Origin of the sequence: Pseudomonas sp. 2995-3 (assembly GCF_002742565.1) — a bacterium.
GTDB lineage: Bacteria > Pseudomonadota > Gammaproteobacteria > Pseudomonadales > Pseudomonadaceae > Aquipseudomonas > Aquipseudomonas edaphica.
Window position 1 is genome coordinate 162,417 of record NZ_LJSB01000054.1, and the last position, 20,608, is coordinate 183,024.

Sequence of the window (20,608 nt, forward strand, 5' to 3'; positions counted from 1 at the left end):
TTCCTTTGCGGCGCGTGGGAACGATCCTATAGGCACTCCTTTGTGTGTAGGCAACCTCTGATCCGACCCGGCTCGCCGCACTTTTTTTGATTCTCCTGATCTATCCCTGTCACGACCCCACTCATTCAGAGTGTGGGCAACAGAATCAGACCCGGTGCCGATGGATCGAACGTCACATACTTGTATCTCCCGCTGGCCGTTGTTTTTGGTTGTTCTTTTGGCACTGTTTACCAGTGGTTGCAGCCAGCAGCAGGGCCGCGACATCGCCAGCCAGTTCAGCAATGGCAGGCCCGATGAGTTCTTTCAGACCAGCGTTGACCGCATGGCAACCCTGAGCATGCGCGACAACTTGCAAAGCCTGTATCTGCTGATGAGCAAGCTCTACCTGCGCAACCCCAGCCAGTGGCGCCAATCCGGTTACCCGGATGCGGTGAGTGCCGCGCGGGAAATCCGCCAGGCCATCGAGCATCAGCAACCGCTGCCGGCCCTCGGCGAGCGGCGCGATCTCGCGGCCTTGAGTTACTCGTTAAGCCCCGACTTCAAAGGCGACCGGGTCGGTGCGTTTATCTACGCGATCGGCAGCATGCTGGTGACCGCCCACGGCGGCCGCACCCAGTTTTATATGACTGACTCGATCAACCCGCAGTTTGTCAGCAACGCCGCACGTAATATCGAGAAAGCCACCTGGCTGCTCAGCCAGCGCCAGGACGCCAACGGGGTATTGCTGCTGTTTTCCAACGAGATATCGGAGGAGGGCAGCAACCTCAGCTTTGCGGTCGAGTTCGGCAAAGTGGTTGCGCGCCTGGACTTGCTCGCGCAGATGCTCGATGAACGCTACCGACGTGTGGCGCTCAACTACGCGCAGAGTTTGCTGCTGATGAATTTCTTGCCGGTGCAGTAATGTAGGTACGGTATTTCCCTTTCAGGTGTAGGAAGTGGCCTATCTTAAGTCCCCACGCTTGAAACACCCCTCGGTGGGCAATAGCCTCGGACTTTTCTCAACGGATGAGTGCCTACCTTGGGTAAGCGAAAAACGGTTTGGCCTACGGATCGCGAAGTTCGTCTGCGATTCATTCTCTTTGCGGTGATCGACGTGGCAAGCGCCCAGGGTGTTCCTGCCGAGGTGTTATTGACCGCACATAAACTGCTGCGCGACTCGCCGGCGGAGTCTCAGTTACGTAAAGCCCTGGCTGACATCCTGGCCTGCGATGAAATGGCGGGGTTCAGTTTCCTCAGGGGGTCTGAGGCGGATGATTTTATGCGCACGATCGAACCGCTCACGGAGGCGACTGATCACCAGGTTTTGCTCTCGGGTTAGATCGTTTATTTCCTTAAGTAAGGTCGCAAGGCTTTAATCGCATATCCATCCTGACGTTTATGCGGTGCCAGTAGCGGCTTTAAACGTCTTTACAGCGATTTATCTGTTATCACGCCCGGTGTCGCTGTCCTGGTCACCCAAGCACGCTCCCGAACAGCCATTTGTGCTGCTCTGCCGTCGTCTTGCGCCGTCGCCCGGTGTCTCTAGAATCGGCGCCAGAACTTAGCCATTTCCTGTCGATTACGGAGTTTCGAACATGATGAACGCAATGCAGATGCCGATGAACACGTCCATGCCAATGATGCCGATGATGGGCATGCCGATGATGATGGCGACCATGAAGTGCGAAATGGCGGGCGACGCCATGATGTGTACCATGAAGCCGGCGGCCGGTATGGACATGGCGCAGTTCAAGACCAATGCCGACATGATGGCGATGATGATGAACTGCGGCATGCCGATGATGATGCAGTGCGCAAACATGTCGATGCTGTGCATGTCGGCCGATGCCATGAAGATGATGGCTGACATGAACATGCCGATGATGACCATGGGCATGTCGATGTCGATGTCGATGCCGATGCCGATGATGAAATGCATGATGGAATGCAGCGTGATGGGCGACAGCATGATGTGCAAAATGATGCCAATGCCAGGCATGAGCATGGCCATGATGGAAAACTGCTGCATGCTGATGAACAAACTGATGAATGACTGCGCCATGCCGATGATGATGAGCTGCAACGGCATGCCGATGATGTGCTGCACCTGCTGACCGCTGCTGCCTAAAACGCAAAAAAAAGCCCCGACTTGTCGGGGCTTTTTGCATTCAGTCCATGCGTTCCGGGTAGGTTATCACCAAAAATGCCACCGCCTCGCTGTCCGCCGGGTTGCGGTAGCGGTGGGGCTGGTCGGCGTAGAACAGGATCGAGTCGCCGGTGGAGAGCAAATAGCGCTCTTCGTTGACGCTGACTTCCAGTACGCCCTGGGCCACCACCAGGTTTTCCTGAATGCCGGGGCCGTGACCGGCAGAAATTTCCTCGCCGAGCGCACGCAAGCGGATTTCGTAAAATTCCGATTGGCGGGCGGTATCAAAGGGAAACAACGCACGGCTGACGAATGCCCCGTCGGCACTCACCAGGCGTTTGCTTTGTTGCGCCGGCAACACCTCGACGCCTTCAAAGGCACGGTCCTCCAGAAAGGCCGCGACCGACACCTTCAAGCCTTTGGCGATTTTGCACAGCACCTTGATCGACGGCACGCTGCGGCCCGACTCGATCTGCGCCAGCATCGCCCGGCTCACGCCACACGCGCGTGCCAACCCGTCCAGCGAGAGGTGGCGCTTACTGCGCAAACGTTGCAGGTTCTGCGCCACGCACAGGCTGGTGTCGTCATCCTCAATCGCAGGTTTTGGCAGTGCTTGGGCTGATTCGGGCAGTACCTGTAAAAAATTCATCGGCGTTACGCCCGGCGCGTATCACTGGCGGTTGCGGTGTGGGCGGAGAACACCGCAAGCCCCGCGCGTGCCGCGTACATGGCCCACATCAGCTCGGCCGCGGCACGCGCCTGGCGGCGTTTACGGTGGAGGGTGAAGTTAATAACGCTGGCGGATGTTTGCATGGGGGAAATCTCGTGGGCGACTCAATGCCTCCACAGTAATGCGTGCTGGTTATTTCTTTAAATACTGAGTTTGCATGTGTTAATGCGATTTTGGACTTAGAAAATAATCCCGGTCCGATGCTGTTGTGGGAAGGGTCTGGTCCGTTAATTAAGCGTGACCTGGTGAGCCTGCCTGGCTTCCCATCACTGTTCGCGTGATGGCCCAGGCTTTGTCACGCCCCCGAATGCCAAGGATTTACCCCATGCTGTTGCGCCAACCCCCACTGCTGTTTGCCGCCCTGACCCTCAGTTCACTGGCGCACGCCGATACCCTGCAACTGGCCCCGGTCGAGGTCTCCAGCAGCGAAGCCAGCGCCGCCGAAGTGGCCCAGGCGCAGCTCAAGAGCGTGCCCGGTGGCACCAACTTCATCGATATGAGCAGCGTGCAACAGGGGCGCGTCAGCACCAACGAAGACGTGTTCAAGTACCAGGCCGGCGTCTACGCCAAGGCGGCGAATAATGAAGGCGTGAAGTTGTCGATCCGCGGTTCCGGCCTGAACCGCAGCCCCGGCTCCCACGCCTCGGGCCTGTATGAAATGCTCGACGGTTTGCCGCTCACCGGCCCCGGCGGCACGCCCTATGAACTCAAGGACCCGCTGTGGCAAAGCCGCGTCGAGGTACTGCGCGGCGCCAACGGTTTTGACCAGGGCGCCCTGGCCCTGGGTGGCTCGGTCAACTATGTCACGCACACCGGCTATGACGCGCCGAAGTTGCAGGTGCGCTATGAAGTGGGCAGTCGCGGTTATGCCCAGCGCGAAATCAGCTCCGGCCAGGTGCTGGGCGACGCCGACTACTACATCAGCCTCACCGACTCCGAATCCGACGGCTACCAGCACCAGAGCGCCGGCACCGGCAAGGGCATTGCGGCCAACTTTGGCTACCGGTTCAACCCGGACCTGGAGACGCGCTTCTATTTTCGCTACCGCGAAACCACCAACGACAGCCCCGGCAAGCTGACGCGCTACCAGATCAGCCACGATCCAACCGCCGCCAACAGCCTCAACGCCGCCCGCGACTCGAAACGCCTGCAGCCGGGCTCGACCTGGATCGCCAACAAGACCACCTTGCAGCTCGATGACACTTCCCGCGTCGAGGTGGGGCTGGCCTATCACGACTACCCGATGGATTTGCGCGAAGGGCTCAACCGCCTGAAAGTCGCCTACACGGATGTCAGCGGCACCCTGAACTACATTCGCCAGGACAGTTGGTTCGGCCACGACAGCAAAACCACCATTGGCCTGCGCACCACCCAGGCGATGCCCAACAACGGTGCCTCGGAATATGTGCGCGTACCGTCGAGCAACCCCGCCACCTATTACGCCCCCGGCACCAAGACCCGCGACTACAGCTACCTGGGTTCCGACACGGTGTTGCATATCGGCAACGAGCTGGAACTGGTGCAAGACCTGTGGCTGACCACCGGCCTGGCTGCGATCTACACCCGCCGCGAAACCCAGGTCAGCTACCCGCAAGGGCAGGCGCCGCTCAGCCAGCATGATTGGGACTACGCGCCGCGCATTGGCCTGCGCTATGACTTCACCCCGCAGTTGCAGGTGTACGGCAACCTGAGTCGCTCGGTCGAACCGCCGCACGCGTGGTCGATGATTTGGGGCTCCAACAAGTATTTCACCGGCGGCCCGGCCAAGGGGCTGGCCCGCGAAGGCGTGAGCTTGCGCAATCAGACCGCCACTACCCTGGAGATAGGCGGGCGTGGTGAGCAATGGTTCGGCCAGTGGGATTTGGCGTTGTATCGCTCCGAAGTGCGTCACGAACTGCTCACAGTGGAGACCCAGGCGCAGACACAGACCAGCAGCGCCGTCGTCGCCGAAGCCAACGCCAGCCCCACCGTGCACCAGGGCGTGGAGTTGAGCCTGCTCAGCCCACTCTGGGACGGCGGTGGTAATGGCCAGTTGGCCTTGCGCCAGGCCTACACCTACAGCGATTTTCACTACCGTGACGACGACCGCTTCGGCGCCAACACCTTGCCGGGCATCCCCAAGCATTACTACCAGGCGCAAGTGCGCTACAGCCACCCGACTGGTTTCTACACCAGCCTCAACACCGAGCACGCTTCACGGGTGGCGGTGGATTACGCCAACTCTTACTACGCGGCGGCGTACACAACGCTGGGCGCCACTTTCGGCTATGACGCGCCGAAACAGGACTGGCAAGCCTGGGTTGATCTGCGCAACCTCACCAACCGGCGTTATGCCAATACCGTCACGCCGGGGTATGACGACAAGGGGTTGGATGTGGCCCGCTCCACGCCGGCCGATGGGCGCGGTATCTATACCGGTGTGTCGTGGAGCTGGCGTTAAGCCAATTTAACTGTCACCGAGGTCTAACTGTGGGAGCGAGCTTGTGTGGGGGGCTGGCTTGTGTGGGAGCTGGCTTGCCTGCGATGCAGGCGCCTCGGTCATTCAGTTGAACTGAGGTGATGCCATCGCAGGCAAGCCAGCTCCCACAAAAGCCCGCCCACAGCATCCAGCCCACCCGAGTGGCCCTTGCCCCGCCACAGTTTTACTGGCATTGTTCGCTCAATTGGTAATCTTTCCCATTTGAGAAGTTTTTGCGCATGCATGACATTCCGGCCGCGCCGGGCGATTGCGCCCGTCAGCAGACCCTTACGGCGATGTACAGCGAGCACCATGCCTGGTTGCACGGCTGGCTGCGCAAAAAACTCGGGTGTTCCCAGTACGCTGCCGACCTGGCCCACGATGCGTTTATCCGCGTGTTGATGCTGGCCGATCCGCACACCATCAAGGAGCCTCGCGCCTTTCTCGCCACCACCGCCGGGCGCCTGTTGATCGATGGGGCGCGGCGCCGCCGGATCGAAAAGGCCTACCTGCAAGCCCTGCTGGTGCAGTGTGAAGACGCCGGCATGCCCGACCCGGCCGCGATCCATGTGGCGCTGCAAGCCCTGGAGCGCATCGCCGAGATGCTCGCCGGCCTGCCGGCGAAAACCCGTGAAGCCTTCCTGTTAAGCCGCCTGGACGGGCTCACCTACAGTGAGATCGCCACGCGCCTTGAGGTGTCATCCAGCACGGTCAAAAACTATCTGTCCACCGCGCTGGTGCATTGCTACCACAGCCTGTACGGGGCGGATCCGTTGCCGTGAACACCGAGCAGATCATTCAACAAGCGGCGAATTGGCTGACGCGGCTGCACGACGAAGACGTCAGCGATGCCGAGCGCCACGCCTTCAATACCTGGTGTCAGGCCGACCCGCGCCATGCAGTAGCCATCGAGCGTATGCGCTCGCTCTGGGGTGACTTCGATACGTTGCCCGCGCAACCGGCACGCATCGCCCTGAATCGCGCCTTTGCGCCCCAACGTTCGCGCAGGGTGCAGGCCTTGGGGGTGCTGGGCGTAGTGCTGTGCGGCTGGTTTGGTGTGCAGCACATGCCGGTGTGGACGGCCGACCAGCGCACCGGCATCGGCGAGCGCCGCCAGGTCGCCCTTGAAGACGGCAGCCAGTTACAGCTCAACAGCAACTCGGCGGTGGACGTGAAATTCGACGGCCACCAGCGCGTGATCGAACTGCTGCAGGGCGAGCTGTGGGTTGACGTGGCCAAGGACGCGCAACGGCCGTTCGTGGTACGCACCGATCAAGGCACGGCCACGGCCTTGGGCACGCGTTATCTGGTCAAGCGCGCAGTGGACGGCAGCACCGTGGTCACGGTGATCGAGTCCACTGTGGCGGTCCAAGGTGACACGGGCGAGGGCGTCAAGGTCACGGCCGGGCAGCGCGCGATTCTTGATCATGGCCACGCGGGGCCTGCACAGGCCAGCGGCAGCGCCGACCCGGATGCCTGGACCCGTGGCCTGCTCAAGGTCAACGACCAACCGCTGAGTGAGGTGCTGCAAACCCTGGCCAGCTACCGCCACGGCTTGGTGCGCTTTGATGCCCAGGCGTTGAAAAACCTGCGTGTGTCCGGGGTGTTCAAGCTCGACGACACGGCGGCGGCGCTCTCGGCGCTGGCCGATAACCTGCCGATTCGGGTGGAGTACTTCACCGACCTGATGGTGGTGGTCAAACCGCTCTAGATCAGCCTTCGTGCTGGCGCAGGCGCTTGTACAGGGTGTTGCGGCTTACGCCCAGTTCCCGCGCCAGGTGGGAGATGTTGCCGCCCGCTGCTTTCAAGCGTTGGCTCAGGTCGCTGTTGTCTTCCAGGCTTGGCTGGGTGGGCAAGGGCGCGGTCACGTTCAGGTCGACAAAGAAATCATCCGGCAGATGCTCCGGTCGCACCGGCTGCTCCTCGGCCATCGCCAGCGCCACCTGCAACACGCTGCTGACCTGGCGCAGATTGCCCGGCCACGGGTGTTGCTCGAACAACGCCAGCACTTCGGCACTCAGCCCGGCCCATTGGGTCGGTTCACGGTGCTGCTGCCACAGCTGCTGGAACAGTGCCTGCTTGTCGGTGCGTTCGCGCAGGGGCGGCAGTTCCAGGGTCAGGCCACCGATGCGGTAGTACAAATCCTCACGAAAGCGCCCGGCCTGCACCCAGTCGCGCAGCACACGGTTGGTGGCCGAGATAATGCGCAAGTCCACCGGGAACAGCTCGCTGCTGCCTACCGGCTGCACGCAGCGCTCCTGTAGCACCCGCAGCAAGCGGGCCTGGGTCGGCAAGGGCATGTCGCCAATTTCATCCAGAAACAGCGTGCCCTTGTCCGCCTTGCGGATCAGGCCGATGCTGCCTTTCTGGTTGGCACCGGTAAAGGCGCCTTTTTCATAGCCAAACAGCTCGGACTCGACCAGTTCGGCGGGGATCGCTGCACAGTTCACCGCAATGAACGCCTGTTTGCTGCGCGAACTGGCCTGGTGCAGGGCTTTGACGAACACCTCTTTGCCAACGCCGGTCTCGCCGTGTATCAACAACGGAATGTCTTTTTCCAACAAACGCTCAGCCTGGCGCACGGCCTTTTCTACGCGCACATCGCCAAAATGCAGGGTCTGGATGCCCATCGGCGCAGGTTTTGTGGGCTTGGGCTCAGCAAAGACCCGCGCCTGCACCGGCATCTTCTGCGGCCGCTTCAATAAACACTGGAACCGATTGCGGCCCGCGGCCTGTAACGAGAACGGCAAGCCCTCGGGTTGATTCAACAATTCCAGCAGCGAGACTTTAAACAAACTGTCGATCAGCACCCGCGACAAACTGATGCCCAGCAAGTTGTCGGCGCGGCGGTTGGCCGACAGCACCTGGCCGCTGTCATCAAAGATGATCAGGCCCGCCCACTGGCTGTCGAGGTTGTTCAGGCCGGTGTTGAAGGTCAGTTGGAAATGCTCGCCGCGAAACAGGTTGAGGATCAGCCGGTTCTCGACGGTCTGGCTCATCATCTTGACCATGCCCAAAGTGTGGGAGGGCGGCAGGTAGCTGTCGCTGGACACATCCAGCACCGCGATGATTTCACGCTGGGCATCGAAAATCGGCGCCGCGGAGCCGGTCATGAAGCGGTTGGCCTTGAGAAAGTGTTCATCGTGCTCGATATGCACCGCCTGGGCACAGGCCAGCGCAGTGCCGATGGCATTGGTGCCGCTTGAGCGCTCCCTCCAACTGGCACCGGCACTGAAGCCGCGCGCCAGCTTCGGCTCGATAAAACGCTGGGTGCCCCACGAGGTCAGCACCTGGCCCTGGTTGTCGGCCAGCATGATCAGGCAGTTGGAATTGCTGAGGATGTTTTCGTAGTAGGGCAGCACTTCCTGATGGGTGGTCTGCACCAGGGAATGCTGGCTTTCGAGCAACTGGCTGATGCCTTCGGCGGGCAGTTGATCAAAGCTGGGGGTGCTCTGGTGGTCCAGTCCAAAGGCGCGGCAACGGCGCCAGGATTCCTGGATAAGGGTGTCGTGTGCGAGGGGTTCGGCCATGGGGGCGACCTTTTTTTATTTTTATTGTTATCAAGCCTTACGCCGTCCAACTGTGGGAGCTGGCTTGCCTGCGATGGCGGTTTGTCAGCCACCGAATTGGCAAGCTGGACCATCGCTATCGCAGGCAAGCCAGCTCCCACATTAAATCTGTGGCGCCCATCGATTGTTGTTCAGAACTGTTCAATGTCAACCCGCTTAATGTTCAGTTGTTCAGCGCTGGTTGTTCATTTGTGTTCATGCCTGAACATCCTGTTCAACCCATTTCCTTACAGATCAACCACCTGCCACTTCTGGCACGAAACTCGCTCTTACGAATGGCCAGAATCATTCCAATAATAAAAAGGGCGTGTCATGTCATTGACCCTGGAACATGTCTCCCGCGTTGTCGAAGGCCAGACCTGGATCGACGACGCCAACCTGCGTTTCGAAGCCGGTTCTTTCAACGTATTGCTCGGCCGCACGCTGTCCGGCAAGACCAGCCTGATGCGCCTGATGGCCGGGCTGGACAAGCCCGACAGCGGCCGCATCCTGATGAACGGCGTAGACGTCACCCACAAGCCGGTGCGCCTGCGCAACGTGTCGATGGTCTACCAGCAGTTCATCAATTACCCGACCATGACCGTGTTCGAAAACATCGCCTCGCCGTTGCGCCAGGCCGGTGTGTCCAACGAACTGATCCACAGCAAAGTGCTGGAAACCGCGCAGATGCTGCGCATCGAGAAGTTCCTGCAGCGCCACCCATTGGAGCTGTCCGGTGGCCAGCAGCAACGCACGGCCATGGCCCGCGCCTTGGTCAAAGACGCTGAGCTGATCCTGTTCGATGAGCCGTTGGTGAACCTGGACTACAAACTGCGCGAAGAGCTGCGTCAGGAAATGCGCGAACTGTTCAAGGCGCGCCACACCATTGCCATCTACGCCACCACCGAACCCAATGAAGCCCTGGCCCTGGGTGGCACCACCACCATCCTGCACGAAGGCCGGGTGATCCAGAGCGGCAGGGCCGCCGAGGTGTATCACCAGCCCCAGACGGTGCTGGCCGCCGAGCTGTTTTCCGAGCCGCCGATCAACCTGATGCCGGGGCGTATCAGCGGCAATGAAGTGAGTTTTGCCAATGTCGTGCACTTCCCGTTGAACGTGGATCTGCGTCCCATCGGCGAAGGCGAGTTCCGGTTTGGCGTGCGCCCCAGCCATATCAGCCTGGTGCCGAGCAACGACGATGACCTGGAACTGGCGGTGACCGTAGAGGTGGCCGAGATCAGCGGTTCGGAAACCTTCCTGCACGTGCGCAGCGAGCATTTCCTGTTGGTGCTGCATTTACCGGGGGTGCATGAGTACGACGTCGACGCGCCGATCCGCGTGTATATCCCCACCCATAAACTCTTTGTGTTCGATGGCCAGGGCCGTTTGGTCCAGGCCCCCGGGCGCCGCGTCGCGAGGGTTGCCTGATGGCCGAGATCCATTTGCAGAACCTCGCGCACAGCTACAGCCCTACACCCAATGGGCCTGAGGACTACGCCATTCGGGCCATGAACCATGTGTGGGAGCAGGGCGGTGCCTACGCCTTGCTCGGGCCATCGGGCTGCGGCAAGTCGACATTGCTCAACATCATCTCCGGCTTGCTCAGCCCGTCCGAAGGCCAGGTGCTGTTTGACGCTAAAGTGGTCAACGAGCTGACCCCGGAGAAACGCAATATTGCCCAGGTGTTCCAGTTCCCGGTGGTGTACGACACCATGACGGTGTTCGACAACCTGGCGTTTCCCCTGCGAAACCAGGGCATGGCTGAGGCGAAAATCCACAGCAAGGTGCAGGAAATTGCCGAAGTCCTCGACCTGCAAGCCCTGCTGAGCAAAAAAGCCCGCAACCTCACCGCCGATGAAAAGCAAAAAGTTTCCATGGGCCGTGGCCTGGTGCGCGATGACGTGTCGGCGATCCTGTTCGACGAACCGCTGACGGTGATCGACCCGCACCTCAAATGGAAACTGCGCCGCAAGCTCAAGCAGATTCATGAGCAATTCAATATCACCATGGTCTACGTCACCCACGACCAGCTTGAGGCGTCGACCTTCGCTGACAAAATCGCGGTGATGTATGGCGGGCAGATCGTGCAGTTCGGCACGCCGCGTGAGTTGTTCGAGCGGCCGAGCCACACCTTTGTCGGCTATTTCATTGGCAGCCCTGGGATGAATCTGATCGAGGTGCAGGCCGAAGCCGGTGGCGTGCGCTTTGCCAGTACGTTGCTGCCGTTATCCGAGGCGTTGCAACAGCGCCTGCGCGAGGCGGACTACAAAAAGCTGCAGGTGGGTATCCGCCCGGAATTTATCCACGTGTGGGACGAGTACAACCCTGACGCGCTGCAGGCCGACGTCGTGCATGTGGAAGACCTTGGCACCTACAAGATCATGACCCTCAACCTCGACGGCGCGCCGTTGAAAGTACGCCTGGCCGAAGACAAACCGGTGCCCGAAGGCAAAGCCTCGATCAGTTTTCCCGCGCAGTGGTTGATGGTGTATGCCGACGATTACCTGCTGGAGGTGCAGCCATGAACAAGGTGCAGAACAACAAGGCCTGGTGGCTGGTGTTGCCGGTGTTCCTGCTGGTTGCGTTCAGCGCGGTGATCCCGATGATGACCGTGGTCAACTATTCGGTGCAGGACATTTTCGACCAGTCCAGCCGCTACTTTGTCGGTGCCGACTGGTACAAACAGGTGCTGCTCGACCCGCGCCTGCATGACTCCTTGCTGCGCCAGTTCATCTACTCGGCCTGCGTGCTGCTGATCGAAATCCCGCTGGGCATCGCCATCGCCCTGACCATGCCGACCAAGGGCCGCTGGTCGTCACTGGTGTTGATCATCCTGGCGATTCCGCTGCTGATCCCGTGGAACGTGGTCGGCACCATCTGGCAGATTTTTGGCCGCGCCGACATTGGCTTGTTGGGTTCGACGCTCAACGCCATGGGCATCAACTACAACTATGCGGCCAACACCATGGACGCCTGGGTGACGGTGCTGGTGATGGATGTGTGGCACTGGACTTCGCTGGTGGCGCTGCTGTGTTACTCGGGGCTGCGTGCGATTCCGGACGTGTACTACCAGGCAGCGCGGATTGATCGCGCATCCGCTTGGGCGGTGTTCCGACATATCCAATTGCCAAAGATGAAAAGCGTGCTGCTGATCGCGGTGATGTTGCGCTTTATGGACAGCTTCATGATTTACACCGAGCCTTTCGTGCTGACGGGCGGCGGGCCGGGTAACGCCACCACGTTCCTCAGTCAGACCTTGACCCAAATGGCCGTAGGCCAATTCGACCTGGGCCCGGCGGCGGCGTTTTCCCTGGTGTATTTCCTGATCATCCTGTTGGTGTCCTGGCTGTTCTACACCGCCATGACCCACTCCGACGCCAACCGCTGAGGCCGCCAACATGAGCAAGCGCAAGGTTATTCCGCTGCTGATCTACATCCTGTTTCTGCTGGTGCCGATCTACTGGCTGCTGAACATGTCATTCAAGAGCAACACCGAAATCCTCGGCGGGCTGACCCTGTTTCCGCAGGACTTTACCCTGGCCAACTACAAGGTGATCTTCACTGACCCGAGCTGGTACACCGGCTACCTCAACTCGCTGTACTACGTGAGCCTGAACACGGTGATCTCCCTGAGCGTGGCGCTGCCGGCGGCCTATGCGTTTTCGCGCTATCGGTTCTTGGGCGACAAGCACCTGTTCTTCTGGCTGCTGACCAACCGTATGGCGCCGCCGGCGGTGTTTTTGCTGCCGTTTTTCCAGCTGTATTCGTCCATCGGGCTGTTCGATACGCACATCGCCGTGGCGCTGGCGCATTGCCTGTTCAACGTGCCGTTGGCGGTGTGGATCCTGGAAGGCTTCATGTCCGGCGTGCCCAAGGAAATCGACGAAACCGCCTACATCGACGGCTACAGTTTTCCCAAGTTTTTCGTGAAGATTTTTATCCCGTTGATTGGCTCCGGTATCGGTGTGACGGCATTTTTCTGCTTCATGTTTTCCTGGGTCGAACTGCTGCTGGCGCGCACCTTGACCTCGGTTAACGCCAAGCCCATCGCGGCGGTGATGACGCGCACGGTCTCGGCTTCCGGCATTGATTGGGGCGTGCTGGCAGCGGCGGGGGTGTTGACCATTCTGCCGGGCATGCTGGTGATCTGGTTTGTTCGCAACCACGTGGCCAAGGGCTTTGCCCTGGGCCGGGTCTAGAGGATTCGATGATGGAATGGATGGCCTGGACCACCCCCACCGCACTGTTCTTTGTGACGATTGGCCTGCTGCTGGCAGGCATGACCACCTGGGAACTGCGTTCGCCGAGTATTCCTCGGCGCGGTTTGTTGCCGATCAGCACCACCCGTGGTGATCGTTTGTTTATCGGTCTTCTCGGCAGCGCCTACCTGCATTTGCTGGTGATCGGCGTTACCGACTGGAGCATCTGGGTGGCGTCTGCGCTATCCCTGGTATGGCTGTTGAGTGTGATGCGTTGGGGCTAGTGCCCTTATGAATAAACCACCAGGAGGTCTCTATGTTGAATAAAAACAATAAGCTGCGACATAGCATTTCATTGGCCGCCGTACTGGCCTTGAGCGGTTTGAGCGCCACGGCCTGGGCCGATGCGTACGAAGATGCCGCGAAAAAATGGATCGGCAGCGAGTTTAAACCGTCCACCCTTACCGAAGCCCAGCAGCTCGAAGAGTTGAAGTGGTTTATCAAGGCGTCGGAACCGTTCCGTGGGATGAAGATCAACGTGGTGTCGGAAACCCTCACCACCCACGAGTACGAATCCAAGGTACTGGCCAAGGCCTTCAGCGAAATCACCGGCATCAAGCTGACCCACGACCTGCTGCAGGAAGGCGACGTGGTGGAGAAGCTGCAAACCCAGATGCAGTCCGACAAGAATATCTATGACGGCTGGGTGAACGATTCCGACTTGATCGGTACGCACTTTCGCTATGGCAAGACCGAATCCATCACCGACCTGATGGCCAACGAAGGCAAGGCCTTCACCTCGCCGACCCTGGATATCAAGGACTTTATCGGCATCTCGTTCACCACCGCGCCAGACGGCAAGATCTACCAGTTGCCCGACCAGCAGTTCGCCAACCTCTACTGGTTCCGCGCCGATTGGTTTGAGCGCGCGGACCTCAAAGCCAAGTTCAAGGAAAAATACGGCTACGAGCTGGGTGTGCCGGTGAACTGGTCGGCCTATGAAGACATCGCCAAGTTCTTCAGCGAAGACGTCAAGGAAATCGACGGCAAACGTATCTATGGGCACATGGACTACGGCAAAAAAGACCCATCGCTGGGCTGGCGCTTCACCGATGCCTGGTTCTCCATGGCCGGCGGCGGCGACAAGGGGCTGCCTAACGGCTTGCCGGTGGACGAGTGGGGCATTCGCGTGGAGGACTGCCACCCGGTAGGCTCCAGCGTGACCCGTGGCGGCGACACCAATGGCCCGGCCGCGGTGTTTGCCACGCAAAAGTACGTGGACTGGATGAAAGCCTACGCGCCTCCGGAAGCGGCGGGCATGACCTTCTCCGAATCCGGGCCGGTGCCGTCCCAGGGCAATATCGCCCAGCAGATCTTCTGGTACACCGCGTTTACGGCCGACATGACCAAGCCGGGCCTGCCGGTGGTGAACGCCGACGGCACGCCGAAATGGCGCATGGCGCCGTCGCCGGTCGGGCCGTATTGGGAAAAGGGCATGAAAAAGGGCTATCAGGACGTGGGTTCCTGGACCTTCCTGAAGTCCACGCCCGAGAAGCAAAAACTCGCGGCGTGGCTTTACGCGCAGTTCGTGACCTCGAAAACCGTGTCACTGAAGAAAACCATCGTTGGCCTGACGCCGATTCGTGAGTCCGACATCAACTCCCAGGCCATGACCGACATGGCGCCGAAACTCGGCGGGCTGGTGGAGTTCTACCGCAGCCCGGCGCGGGTGGAGTGGACGCCGACCGGCACCAACGTGCCCGACTACCCACGCCTGGCGCAGTTGTGGTGGAGCAACATCGCCGCAGCGGCCAGTGGCGAGAAAACCCCGCAACAGGCGCTGGATAACCTGGCCAAGGAACAGGACGCGATCATGACGCGCCTGGAGCGTTCCAAGGTGCAGCCGGTGTGCGGCCCAAAAATGAACCCGGAGCGGGATGCGCAGTACTGGTTTGACCAGCCGGGCGCGCCGAAGCCCAAGCTGGCGAATGAGAAGCCCAAAGGGGAGACCGTGGCTTATGGTGATCTGTTGAAGCAGTGGGAGGCGGCGCGTAAATAACCCATAGGCCGAAACACTGTACCTGTGGCGAGGGAGCTTGCTCCCGCTGGCCTGCGTAGCAGGCCCATTTTTGGGGCCGCTGCGCAGCCCAGCGGGAGCAAGCTCCCTCGCCACAAGGGCAGGTAAACACTAGGTCAGGCGGCCTGCGGCTGAACCTGCAACTGCCCATCCACATCCTTGACCAGCTCACTGGCCAAAAACAGCGGCGCCAAGCGCTTGTGAAGTTGCGGCTCGACAAACTCCTTCACCGTCTCCAGCACCAATACGCCACTGAGCGGCAGCTCGGCCTTGGTGTATGACAGCCACGCCTTCTTCAACACCATCAACACATCGCTGCCCGCCGTGGAGGCAAAGCGGCGGTGCGTGGGTTTGCCGTCGAAGTTGAAGGTGTGTTGGAACGCGTAGCCGGTTTCGTTACCGTTGGCGGCGCTGCAGCGCACGCAGGTGCATGGGCCATCGCCGAATGCGCTGCGCAGGTAAGCGTTGAAGTCCACCACGGGCTTGAGTGACAGGCGCTTATCGACCTCGAACAGATCCCCAGTCATTTTATCGTCAGTGTTCAACGTCCATTTCCTCGCAGGTTGGCAGGTGTATTTCAAAGCGCGGCACAATAACAGCCACACGGCATTTTGGGGATGATTAGCATAACAATAGATCCCGATATTCTTTTCCAGTCTTAAAATTCGTCGCTAGGCTCTATCACCTTCTCGAAAACGCGGCAGATTCCCATGACTTTCAAGCGTTCCTCCCTGACCCTGTTGGCCGCGTCCCTGGCGGCCGCGAGCGCCTTGCTCAGCCCCGGCGCCCAGGCCGAAGGCAAGATCAGCATTGCACAGCAATTCGGTATCGGTTACCTGATCCTCGACGTGGTGCGCGACCAGCACCTGATCGAAAAACATGGCAAGGAGCAGGGCCTGGATATCAAGGTGGAATGGAACAGCATTTCCGGCGCCACCGCCATGAATGAATCGCTGCTGGCCGGCGCCCTGGATGTGGTCTCGGCGGGTGTGCCGCCGATGCTCACCCTGTGGGACCGCACCAAGGGCAAGCAGAACGTCAAGGCCATCGCCTCCCTGGGTTCGATGCCCAATTACCTGCTGACCAATAACCCCAACGTGAAGACCCTGCAGGACTTTACCGAGAAAGACCGCATCGCTGTGCCGGCCGCCGGCGTGGGTTTCCAGTCGCGCACCTTGCAGATCGAGACGGCCAAGCTGTTCGGCGATGCCAATTTCAAGAAGTTCGACGACATCTCCATCAGCCTGGCCCACCCGGATGCCACGGCGGCGTTGATTGCCGGTGGTTCGGAGATCAATTCACACTTCTCCAGCCCGCCGTTTCAGTATCAGGAGTTGTTGAACCCTAACGTGCACAAGGTGCTCAGTTCCTACGACATTCTTGGCGGGCAGGCGTCGTTCAACGTGCTCTACACCACGCAGAAATTTCACCATGACAACCCCAGGACCTACAAGGCGTTTTATGACGCGCTGGCGGAGGCCGAGAAGATCATCAAGGCCGATAAACCTGCGGCCGCCAAGACGTATATTCGCGTAGAGGAATCCAAGCTGCCGCTGGACCTGGTGGAGAAAATCGTCCAGGACCCGGAAATCGACTTCACCATCGTGCCGCAGCGTACGTTTATCTATGCCCAAAAGCTGCAGGAATTGGGCGTGCTGAAGAACAAGGCGGCGAGCTGGAAGGATTACTTCTTTGAAGAAGCCCATGGTGGTGATGGCAGCTGATTTGTAATTGGGAGCCAATGTGGGAGCTGGCTTGCCTGCGATAGCATCAACTCGGTGTACCTGACACACCGAGGTGCCTGCATCGCAGGCAAGCCAGCTCCCACAGTGGATCGTTGTTGTCTATGTGTCAGCGGAAGAATTCGCCCGGCGTAGACTCAAACTGCTGCCGAAACGCATTGATAAACGCCGACGTCGACTCATACCCACACCCCAGCGCCACATCCGTCACCCGCTCGCCTTGCTCCAGCGCGGGCAGGGCGCTGAGCAAGCGCAGGCGCTGACGCCAGGCGCGAAAGGTCAGGCCTGTATCACTCAAAAACAACCGGCTCAGGGTCTTTTCACTGACCCCAAGCTTGTGGCTCCAGTCACCCAGGGTGGTCTGCTGCTCCGGGTGCAGGTTCAGGCTGCGGTAAATCTGCCGCAGCCGTGGGTCATGGGGCAACGGCAGCATCAAATCCACCTGGGGCGCGGCCGCCAGTTGGTCGAGCACCACCTGGGCCAGCCGCCCGTCCGGGCCGTCCTCGGCATACTCCACCGGCAACTCGCTGAAACTGCGGATCAACTCGCGCAACAAACTGCTCACCTCCAGCACCTGGCAACGCTCGGCCGCCCAGGCGGTAACGCTGCAATCGAGGTACAGGCTGCGCATTTCCGTGTGCGGTGAACTGAACACCCTGTGTGGCACGCCCGCCGGAATCCACACGGCGCGCTGGGGCGGGGCGACGAAACGGCCGACACTGGTCTGGATCTCCAGCACCCCCGAAATCGCATACGACAACTGCACCCACGGGTGGCTGTGCCGGCGGGTCAGCGCGCGGTTGGGCAGCGATTCGGTGCGGCCATACACCGGGCGTGGCAGGCTGGAAAGCCCGGGCACACTGCGCCTAACCGTCTTGTCATGTCCTTTAGGCGGCATTTACTGGCTCATTGGCGTTAGTCGGTAACAGGCCGTTAAGTTAGAGTCGCAGCGATGCTCTTGGCAACCCCTGGAAGATTTGCTTATGACCCGCCCGCGTTTTCTACCTGACAACTTCACCCTGACCCTGATCGCCACGGTGATCCTTGCGTCACTGCTGCCGGCCAGCGGCCAGACCGCCGTGGCCTTCGGCTGGGTGACTAACCTGGCCATCGCGCTGCTGTTTTTCCTGCACGGCGCCAAGCTGTCGCGCCAGGCCATCGTTGCCGGTGCCGGGCACTGGCGCCTGCATTTGCTGGTGTTCAGCCTGACCTTTGTGCTGTTCCCGTTGCTGGGCCTGGCGCTCAAGCCGCTGCTGTCGCCGCTGATCGGCAACGACCTGTACATGGGCATGCTGTATCTGTGTGCGCTGCCGGCCACGGTGCAGTCGGCGATTGCCTTCACCTCGCTGGCCCGCGGCAACATCCCGGCAGCCATCTGCAGCGCGGCGGCCTCCAGCCTGTTCGGCATCTTCCTGACGCCGTTGCTGGTGACCTTGCTGCTTAACGTACACGGCGATGGCGGCTCCACGGTCGACGCCATCCTGAAAATCAGCGTGCAGCTGTTGCTGCCTTTTGTGGCCGGGCAGATCGCCCGGCGCTGGATTGGCGAGTGGGTGGGGCGTAACAAGTCCTGGCTGAAGTTCGTCGACCAGGGCTCGATTCTGCTGGTGGTGTATGGCGCCTTCAGCGAAGCGGTCAACGAAGGCATCTGGCACCAGATCCCGTTGTGGGAGCTGGGCGGTCTGGTCGTCGCCTGCTGCGTGTTGCTGGGCTTGGTGCTGGTGGCCTCCGCCGTGCTGGGCAAGGCATTTGGGTTTAACCAGGAAGACCGCATCACCATCTTGTTCTGTGGCTCGAAGAAAAGCCTGGCCACCGGTGTACCGATGGCCCAGGTGCTGTTCGCCGGGGCGACCATGGGCGTGCTGATTTTGCCGTTGATGCTGTTTCACCAGATCCAGTTGATGGTCTGTGCGGCGTTGGCGCAGCGTTATGCCAAGCGCCCGGAAAGCATCCCCGAGATGATGGGCCAGGTCGATCCGTGATCCAGCGCACACCTTGGGAAGATTGACCTCAAGTTAACGCCCGAGCAGACGACTTCCTTATTGAGAGCCCAATAAGGAGTGTCGGCATGAACGTTAAAGGTATTTCGGTATTAACCGGCCTGTTTTGCCTATGGGCGGGAGCCTGTGGTGCCGCGCAGACCATAGGGCAGGGCACCATTCAATTTCGCGGCGCCATCGTCGAACCTGGCTGTGCGACAAATGCGCGCAGTGGCGCGGTGATGGAGTTGACCGGGTGCGCCAGTTCCAATCGCGGCAGTCGCTTCGAGGTGCGCAATATTGCGCCAGTGGCCAGCGTCAACGCCGCCCATGTAAAGCTGGTGGCAGACAGCGGCGATGGGCGTTATTACAACCAGAGTTACTTGCTGGTGGATGCCGCTGGCAAGGCGATCCAGTCGGGCAACTACGTGATTACCATGACCTCGCCCTAAGCCTTCGGGCGACGATCCGCGTCAACAGCGGGCCAAGAAACCTATAGAATGCCCGGCGGCGGCGCTGTTCTGCGCGGCCGTTGGATCATCGCCAGAGTATCTCGCCCGCCAATGAGCATTTCAGCCGCAACGCCCCAAGCCAATTGGCAACCGGTCATCGCCTTGGCGCTGGCCGCCTTTGTGTTCAATACCACCGAATTCGTGCCCGTGGGGCTGCTCAGCGCCATCGGTGCGAGCTTCGACATGCCCATCGCCAGCGTCGGCTTGATGCTCACCATCTATGCCTGGATCGTTTCGCTGACCTCGTTGCCGGTGATGCTGCTGACGCGCAACGTCGAGCGGCGAAAATTGCTGATCGTGCTGTTCGGCCTGTTTATCGCCAGCCATATCCTCTCCAGCGTCGCCAACAGTTTTGGCCTGCTGATGGTCAGTCGCATCGGCATTGCGTTGTCCCACGCGCTGTTCTGGTCAATTACCGCGTCCCTGGCCGTGCGCCTGGCGCCGGAAGGCAAGCAGGTGCAAGCCCTTGGGTTATTGGCCACTGGCACGTCCCTGGCGATGGTGTTGGGTATTCCGCTGGGCCGCCTGCTCGGCGAAGCCATGGGCTGGCGCACCACCTTCCTGGTGATCGCCGCGTTCGCTGGCGCGCTGGTGTTCTGGCTGGCGCGCACCTTGCCGCCGCTGCCGAGCCAGAACTCCGGCTCGCTGCGCAGCCTGCCGTTGCTGTTCAAACGCCCGGCACTGGTGGCACTTTACGTACTCACCGCCATGACCGTTACCGCGCAATTCACCGCCTACAGCTACATCGAACCCTTCGTCGAAGGCGTGGCCGGTTTGGGTGGTGGCGCCGTAACCCTGATTTTGCTGGTGTTCGGCGGCGCGGGCATCATCGGCTCGCTGCTGTTCAGCCTGGTACACCGTTTCAACCCGCATATCTTCGTGGTCAGCGCAGTGTTCCTGCTCGCGGCCTGCTTGACCCTGATGCTGCCCTTGAGCGGCGCCGAGTCGTACCTGGTGATACTGAGCATTTTCTGGGGCATGGCCATCATGGGCTTCGGCCTGGCGATGCAATCGAAGGTGCTGGTGCTGGCACCGGACGCCACCGACGTAGCCATGGCAATGTTCTCCGGCATCTACAACATCGGCATCGGCGGCGGCGCCCTGATGGGCAGCTGGGTCGGCAGCCACTTCGGCTTCGCCTGGATCGGCGTGGCGGGCGGGGCGTTGGCAGCGGTGGCGTTGATCGGGTATTGCCTGGCGATTCGCAAGTTTGGGACGGGTGTGGTGCGTAGCTGAGG

The 20,608-nt window shown here is 60.4% G+C and carries 21 protein-coding genes; 15 read left to right on the forward strand and 6 right to left on the reverse strand.

Annotated elements, in window-relative coordinates; genetic code table 11:
* Window positions 1-160: 160 nt before the first annotated feature.
* Both AOA62_RS02580 and AOA62_RS02585 read left to right on the forward strand, forming a co-directional pair.
* Complete coding sequence (locus AOA62_RS02580; protein ID WP_026013756.1) at window positions 161-901, forward strand: hypothetical protein; 741 nt, start codon at window positions 161-163, stop codon at window positions 899-901.
* Window positions 902-1,018: 117 nt separating this feature from the next.
* A complete protein-coding gene (locus AOA62_RS02585) occupies window positions 1,019-1,318 on the forward strand; it encodes a hypothetical protein (RefSeq protein WP_017137718.1) in 300 nt (99 codons plus the stop codon).
* A gap of 240 nt (window positions 1,319-1,558) precedes the next feature.
* On the opposite strand, the gene AOA62_RS31985 is transcribed toward AOA62_RS02585, so the two are convergent.
* From AOA62_RS31985 to AOA62_RS31990, 3 genes are all read right to left on the reverse strand, one after another.
* Entirely contained in the window at window positions 1,559-2,086 is a 528-nt protein-coding gene (locus AOA62_RS31985) for a hypothetical protein (protein WP_017137719.1), read from the reverse strand.
* 61 nt (window positions 2,087-2,147) lie between these two features.
* Complete coding sequence (locus AOA62_RS02595) at window positions 2,148-2,774, reverse strand: helix-turn-helix domain-containing protein (protein ID WP_017137720.1); 627 nt, start codon at window positions 2,772-2,774, stop codon at window positions 2,148-2,150.
* Between the two features lie 5 nt (window positions 2,775-2,779).
* Window positions 2,780-2,938, reverse strand: coding sequence for a hypothetical protein (locus AOA62_RS31990; protein WP_177032274.1), 159 nt, complete (start codon window positions 2,936-2,938; stop codon window positions 2,780-2,782).
* Window positions 2,939-3,180: 242 nt separating this feature from the next.
* Here AOA62_RS31990 and AOA62_RS02600 point away from each other — a divergent pair, with 242 nt between their 5' ends.
* The 3 genes from AOA62_RS02600 (at window position 3,181) to AOA62_RS02610 (ending at window position 7,024) form a co-directional block, all read left to right on the forward strand.
* Window positions 3,181-5,295, forward strand: a complete 2,115-nt coding sequence (locus tag AOA62_RS02600; protein WP_099547745.1) for a TonB-dependent receptor — start codon at window positions 3,181-3,183, stop codon at window positions 5,293-5,295.
* A gap of 257 nt (window positions 5,296-5,552) precedes the next feature.
* Complete coding sequence (locus tag AOA62_RS02605) at window positions 5,553-6,095, forward strand: sigma-70 family RNA polymerase sigma factor (protein WP_099547746.1); 543 nt, start codon at window positions 5,553-5,555, stop codon at window positions 6,093-6,095.
* Window positions 6,092-7,024 carry a FecR family protein gene (locus AOA62_RS02610; protein WP_099547747.1) on the forward strand — a complete coding sequence of 311 codons (933 nt, stop codon included), beginning with the start codon at window positions 6,092-6,094 and terminating at the stop codon, window positions 7,022-7,024. Before AOA62_RS02605 ends, AOA62_RS02610 begins: the two co-directional genes overlap by 4 nt.
* Before the next feature lies 1 nt (window position 7,025).
* On the opposite strand, the gene AOA62_RS02615 is transcribed toward AOA62_RS02610, so the two are convergent.
* The gene (locus AOA62_RS02615) at window positions 7,026-8,843 is read right to left on the reverse strand and encodes a sigma-54-dependent Fis family transcriptional regulator (RefSeq protein ID WP_017137725.1); all 1,818 of its coding nucleotides are present in this window, start codon (window positions 8,841-8,843) and stop codon (window positions 7,026-7,028) included.
* 351 nt (window positions 8,844-9,194) lie between these two features.
* Between AOA62_RS02615 and AOA62_RS02620 the strand changes: the two genes are divergently transcribed.
* The 6 genes from AOA62_RS02620 to AOA62_RS02645 are packed head-to-tail and all read left to right on the forward strand — an operon-like array spanning window position 9,195 to window position 15,119.
* Window positions 9,195-10,289 (forward strand): ABC transporter ATP-binding protein, encoded by a 1,095-nt coding sequence (locus AOA62_RS02620; protein WP_017137726.1) that lies wholly within the window; start codon window positions 9,195-9,197, stop codon window positions 10,287-10,289.
* Entirely contained in the window at window positions 10,289-11,386 is a 1,098-nt protein-coding gene (locus AOA62_RS02625; protein ID WP_099547748.1) for an ABC transporter ATP-binding protein, read from the forward strand. The genes AOA62_RS02620 and AOA62_RS02625 overlap by 1 nt, the downstream gene beginning before the upstream one ends.
* The gene (locus AOA62_RS02630) at window positions 11,383-12,249 is read left to right on the forward strand and encodes a carbohydrate ABC transporter permease (protein WP_017137728.1); all 867 of its coding nucleotides are present in this window, start codon (window positions 11,383-11,385) and stop codon (window positions 12,247-12,249) included. The genes AOA62_RS02625 and AOA62_RS02630 overlap by 4 nt, the downstream gene beginning before the upstream one ends.
* Before the next feature lie 10 nt (window positions 12,250-12,259).
* Window positions 12,260-13,060 carry a carbohydrate ABC transporter permease gene (locus AOA62_RS02635; protein ID WP_003174634.1) on the forward strand — a complete coding sequence of 267 codons (801 nt, stop codon included), beginning with the start codon at window positions 12,260-12,262 and terminating at the stop codon, window positions 13,058-13,060.
* Window positions 13,061-13,071: 11 nt separating this feature from the next.
* Window positions 13,072-13,344, forward strand: a complete 273-nt coding sequence (locus AOA62_RS02640) for a DUF2160 domain-containing protein (protein ID WP_026013758.1) — start codon at window positions 13,072-13,074, stop codon at window positions 13,342-13,344.
* Window positions 13,345-13,376: 32 nt separating this feature from the next.
* Window positions 13,377-15,119: an ABC transporter substrate-binding protein gene (locus AOA62_RS02645; RefSeq protein ID WP_017137730.1), complete on the forward strand. Its 1,743-nt coding sequence runs from the start codon at window positions 13,377-13,379 to the stop codon at window positions 15,117-15,119.
* Window positions 15,120-15,253: 134 nt separating this feature from the next.
* Here AOA62_RS02645 and AOA62_RS02650 read toward each other — a convergent pair whose 3' ends face one another.
* A complete protein-coding gene (locus AOA62_RS02650; RefSeq protein ID WP_099547749.1) occupies window positions 15,254-15,682 on the reverse strand; it encodes a hypothetical protein in 429 nt (142 codons plus the stop codon).
* A 165-nt stretch (window positions 15,683-15,847) separates the two neighbouring features.
* Here AOA62_RS02650 and AOA62_RS02655 point away from each other — a divergent pair, with 165 nt between their 5' ends.
* On the forward strand, window positions 15,848-16,861 hold the full coding sequence (locus AOA62_RS02655; protein WP_099547750.1) for an ABC transporter substrate-binding protein: 1,014 nt from the start codon (window positions 15,848-15,850) through the stop codon (window positions 16,859-16,861).
* 127 nt (window positions 16,862-16,988) lie between these two features.
* Here the strand turns inward: AOA62_RS02655 and AOA62_RS02660 are convergent, their stop codons facing one another.
* On the reverse strand, window positions 16,989-17,777 hold the full coding sequence (locus tag AOA62_RS02660; RefSeq protein ID WP_017137733.1) for a helix-turn-helix domain-containing protein: 789 nt from the start codon (window positions 17,775-17,777) through the stop codon (window positions 16,989-16,991).
* A gap of 85 nt (window positions 17,778-17,862) precedes the next feature.
* Between AOA62_RS02660 and AOA62_RS02665 the strand changes: the two genes are divergently transcribed.
* The 3 genes from AOA62_RS02665 (at window position 17,863) to AOA62_RS02675 (ending at window position 20,606) form a co-directional block, all read left to right on the forward strand.
* Window positions 17,863-18,861 (forward strand): bile acid:sodium symporter family protein, encoded by a 999-nt coding sequence (locus tag AOA62_RS02665; RefSeq protein WP_099547751.1) that lies wholly within the window; start codon window positions 17,863-17,865, stop codon window positions 18,859-18,861.
* A gap of 86 nt (window positions 18,862-18,947) precedes the next feature.
* Complete coding sequence (locus AOA62_RS02670; RefSeq protein ID WP_017137735.1) at window positions 18,948-19,310, forward strand: hypothetical protein; 363 nt, start codon at window positions 18,948-18,950, stop codon at window positions 19,308-19,310.
* A gap of 111 nt (window positions 19,311-19,421) precedes the next feature.
* Window positions 19,422-20,606, forward strand: a complete 1,185-nt coding sequence (locus tag AOA62_RS02675) for a sugar transporter (protein WP_099547752.1) — start codon at window positions 19,422-19,424, stop codon at window positions 20,604-20,606.
* Window positions 20,607-20,608: the final 2 nt, after the last annotated feature.

Coding starts and splice junctions, on each gene's coding strand:
- AOA62_RS02645 (WP_017137730.1), top strand. CDS start 13,377: ATGTTGAATAAAAACAATAAGCTGCGACATAGCATTTCATTGGCCGCC.
- AOA62_RS02625 (WP_099547748.1), top strand. CDS start 10,289: ATGGCCGAGATCCATTTGCAGAACCTCGCGCACAGCTACAGCCCTACA.
- AOA62_RS02670 (WP_017137735.1), top strand. CDS start 18,948: ATGAACGTTAAAGGTATTTCGGTATTAACCGGCCTGTTTTGCCTATGG.
- AOA62_RS02675 (WP_099547752.1), top strand. CDS start 19,422: ATGAGCATTTCAGCCGCAACGCCCCAAGCCAATTGGCAACCGGTCATC.
- AOA62_RS31990 (WP_177032274.1), bottom strand. CDS start 2,938: ATGCAAACATCCGCCAGCGTTATTAACTTCACCCTCCACCGTAAACGC.
- AOA62_RS02665 (WP_099547751.1), top strand. CDS start 17,863: ATGACCCGCCCGCGTTTTCTACCTGACAACTTCACCCTGACCCTGATC.
- AOA62_RS02580 (WP_026013756.1), top strand. CDS start 161: ATGGATCGAACGTCACATACTTGTATCTCCCGCTGGCCGTTGTTTTTG.
- AOA62_RS02630 (WP_017137728.1), top strand. CDS start 11,383: ATGAACAAGGTGCAGAACAACAAGGCCTGGTGGCTGGTGTTGCCGGTG.
- AOA62_RS02640 (WP_026013758.1), top strand. CDS start 13,072: ATGGAATGGATGGCCTGGACCACCCCCACCGCACTGTTCTTTGTGACG.
- AOA62_RS02620 (WP_017137726.1), top strand. CDS start 9,195: ATGTCATTGACCCTGGAACATGTCTCCCGCGTTGTCGAAGGCCAGACC.
- AOA62_RS02655 (WP_099547750.1), top strand. CDS start 15,848: ATGACTTTCAAGCGTTCCTCCCTGACCCTGTTGGCCGCGTCCCTGGCG.
- AOA62_RS02615 (WP_017137725.1), bottom strand. CDS start 8,843: ATGGCCGAACCCCTCGCACACGACACCCTTATCCAGGAATCCTGGCGC.
- AOA62_RS02660 (WP_017137733.1), bottom strand. CDS start 17,777: ATGCCGCCTAAAGGACATGACAAGACGGTTAGGCGCAGTGTGCCCGGG.
- AOA62_RS02600 (WP_099547745.1), top strand. CDS start 3,181: ATGCTGTTGCGCCAACCCCCACTGCTGTTTGCCGCCCTGACCCTCAGT.
- AOA62_RS02605 (WP_099547746.1), top strand. CDS start 5,553: ATGCATGACATTCCGGCCGCGCCGGGCGATTGCGCCCGTCAGCAGACC.
- AOA62_RS02635 (WP_003174634.1), top strand. CDS start 12,260: ATGAGCAAGCGCAAGGTTATTCCGCTGCTGATCTACATCCTGTTTCTG.
- AOA62_RS02595 (WP_017137720.1), bottom strand. CDS start 2,774: ATGAATTTTTTACAGGTACTGCCCGAATCAGCCCAAGCACTGCCAAAA.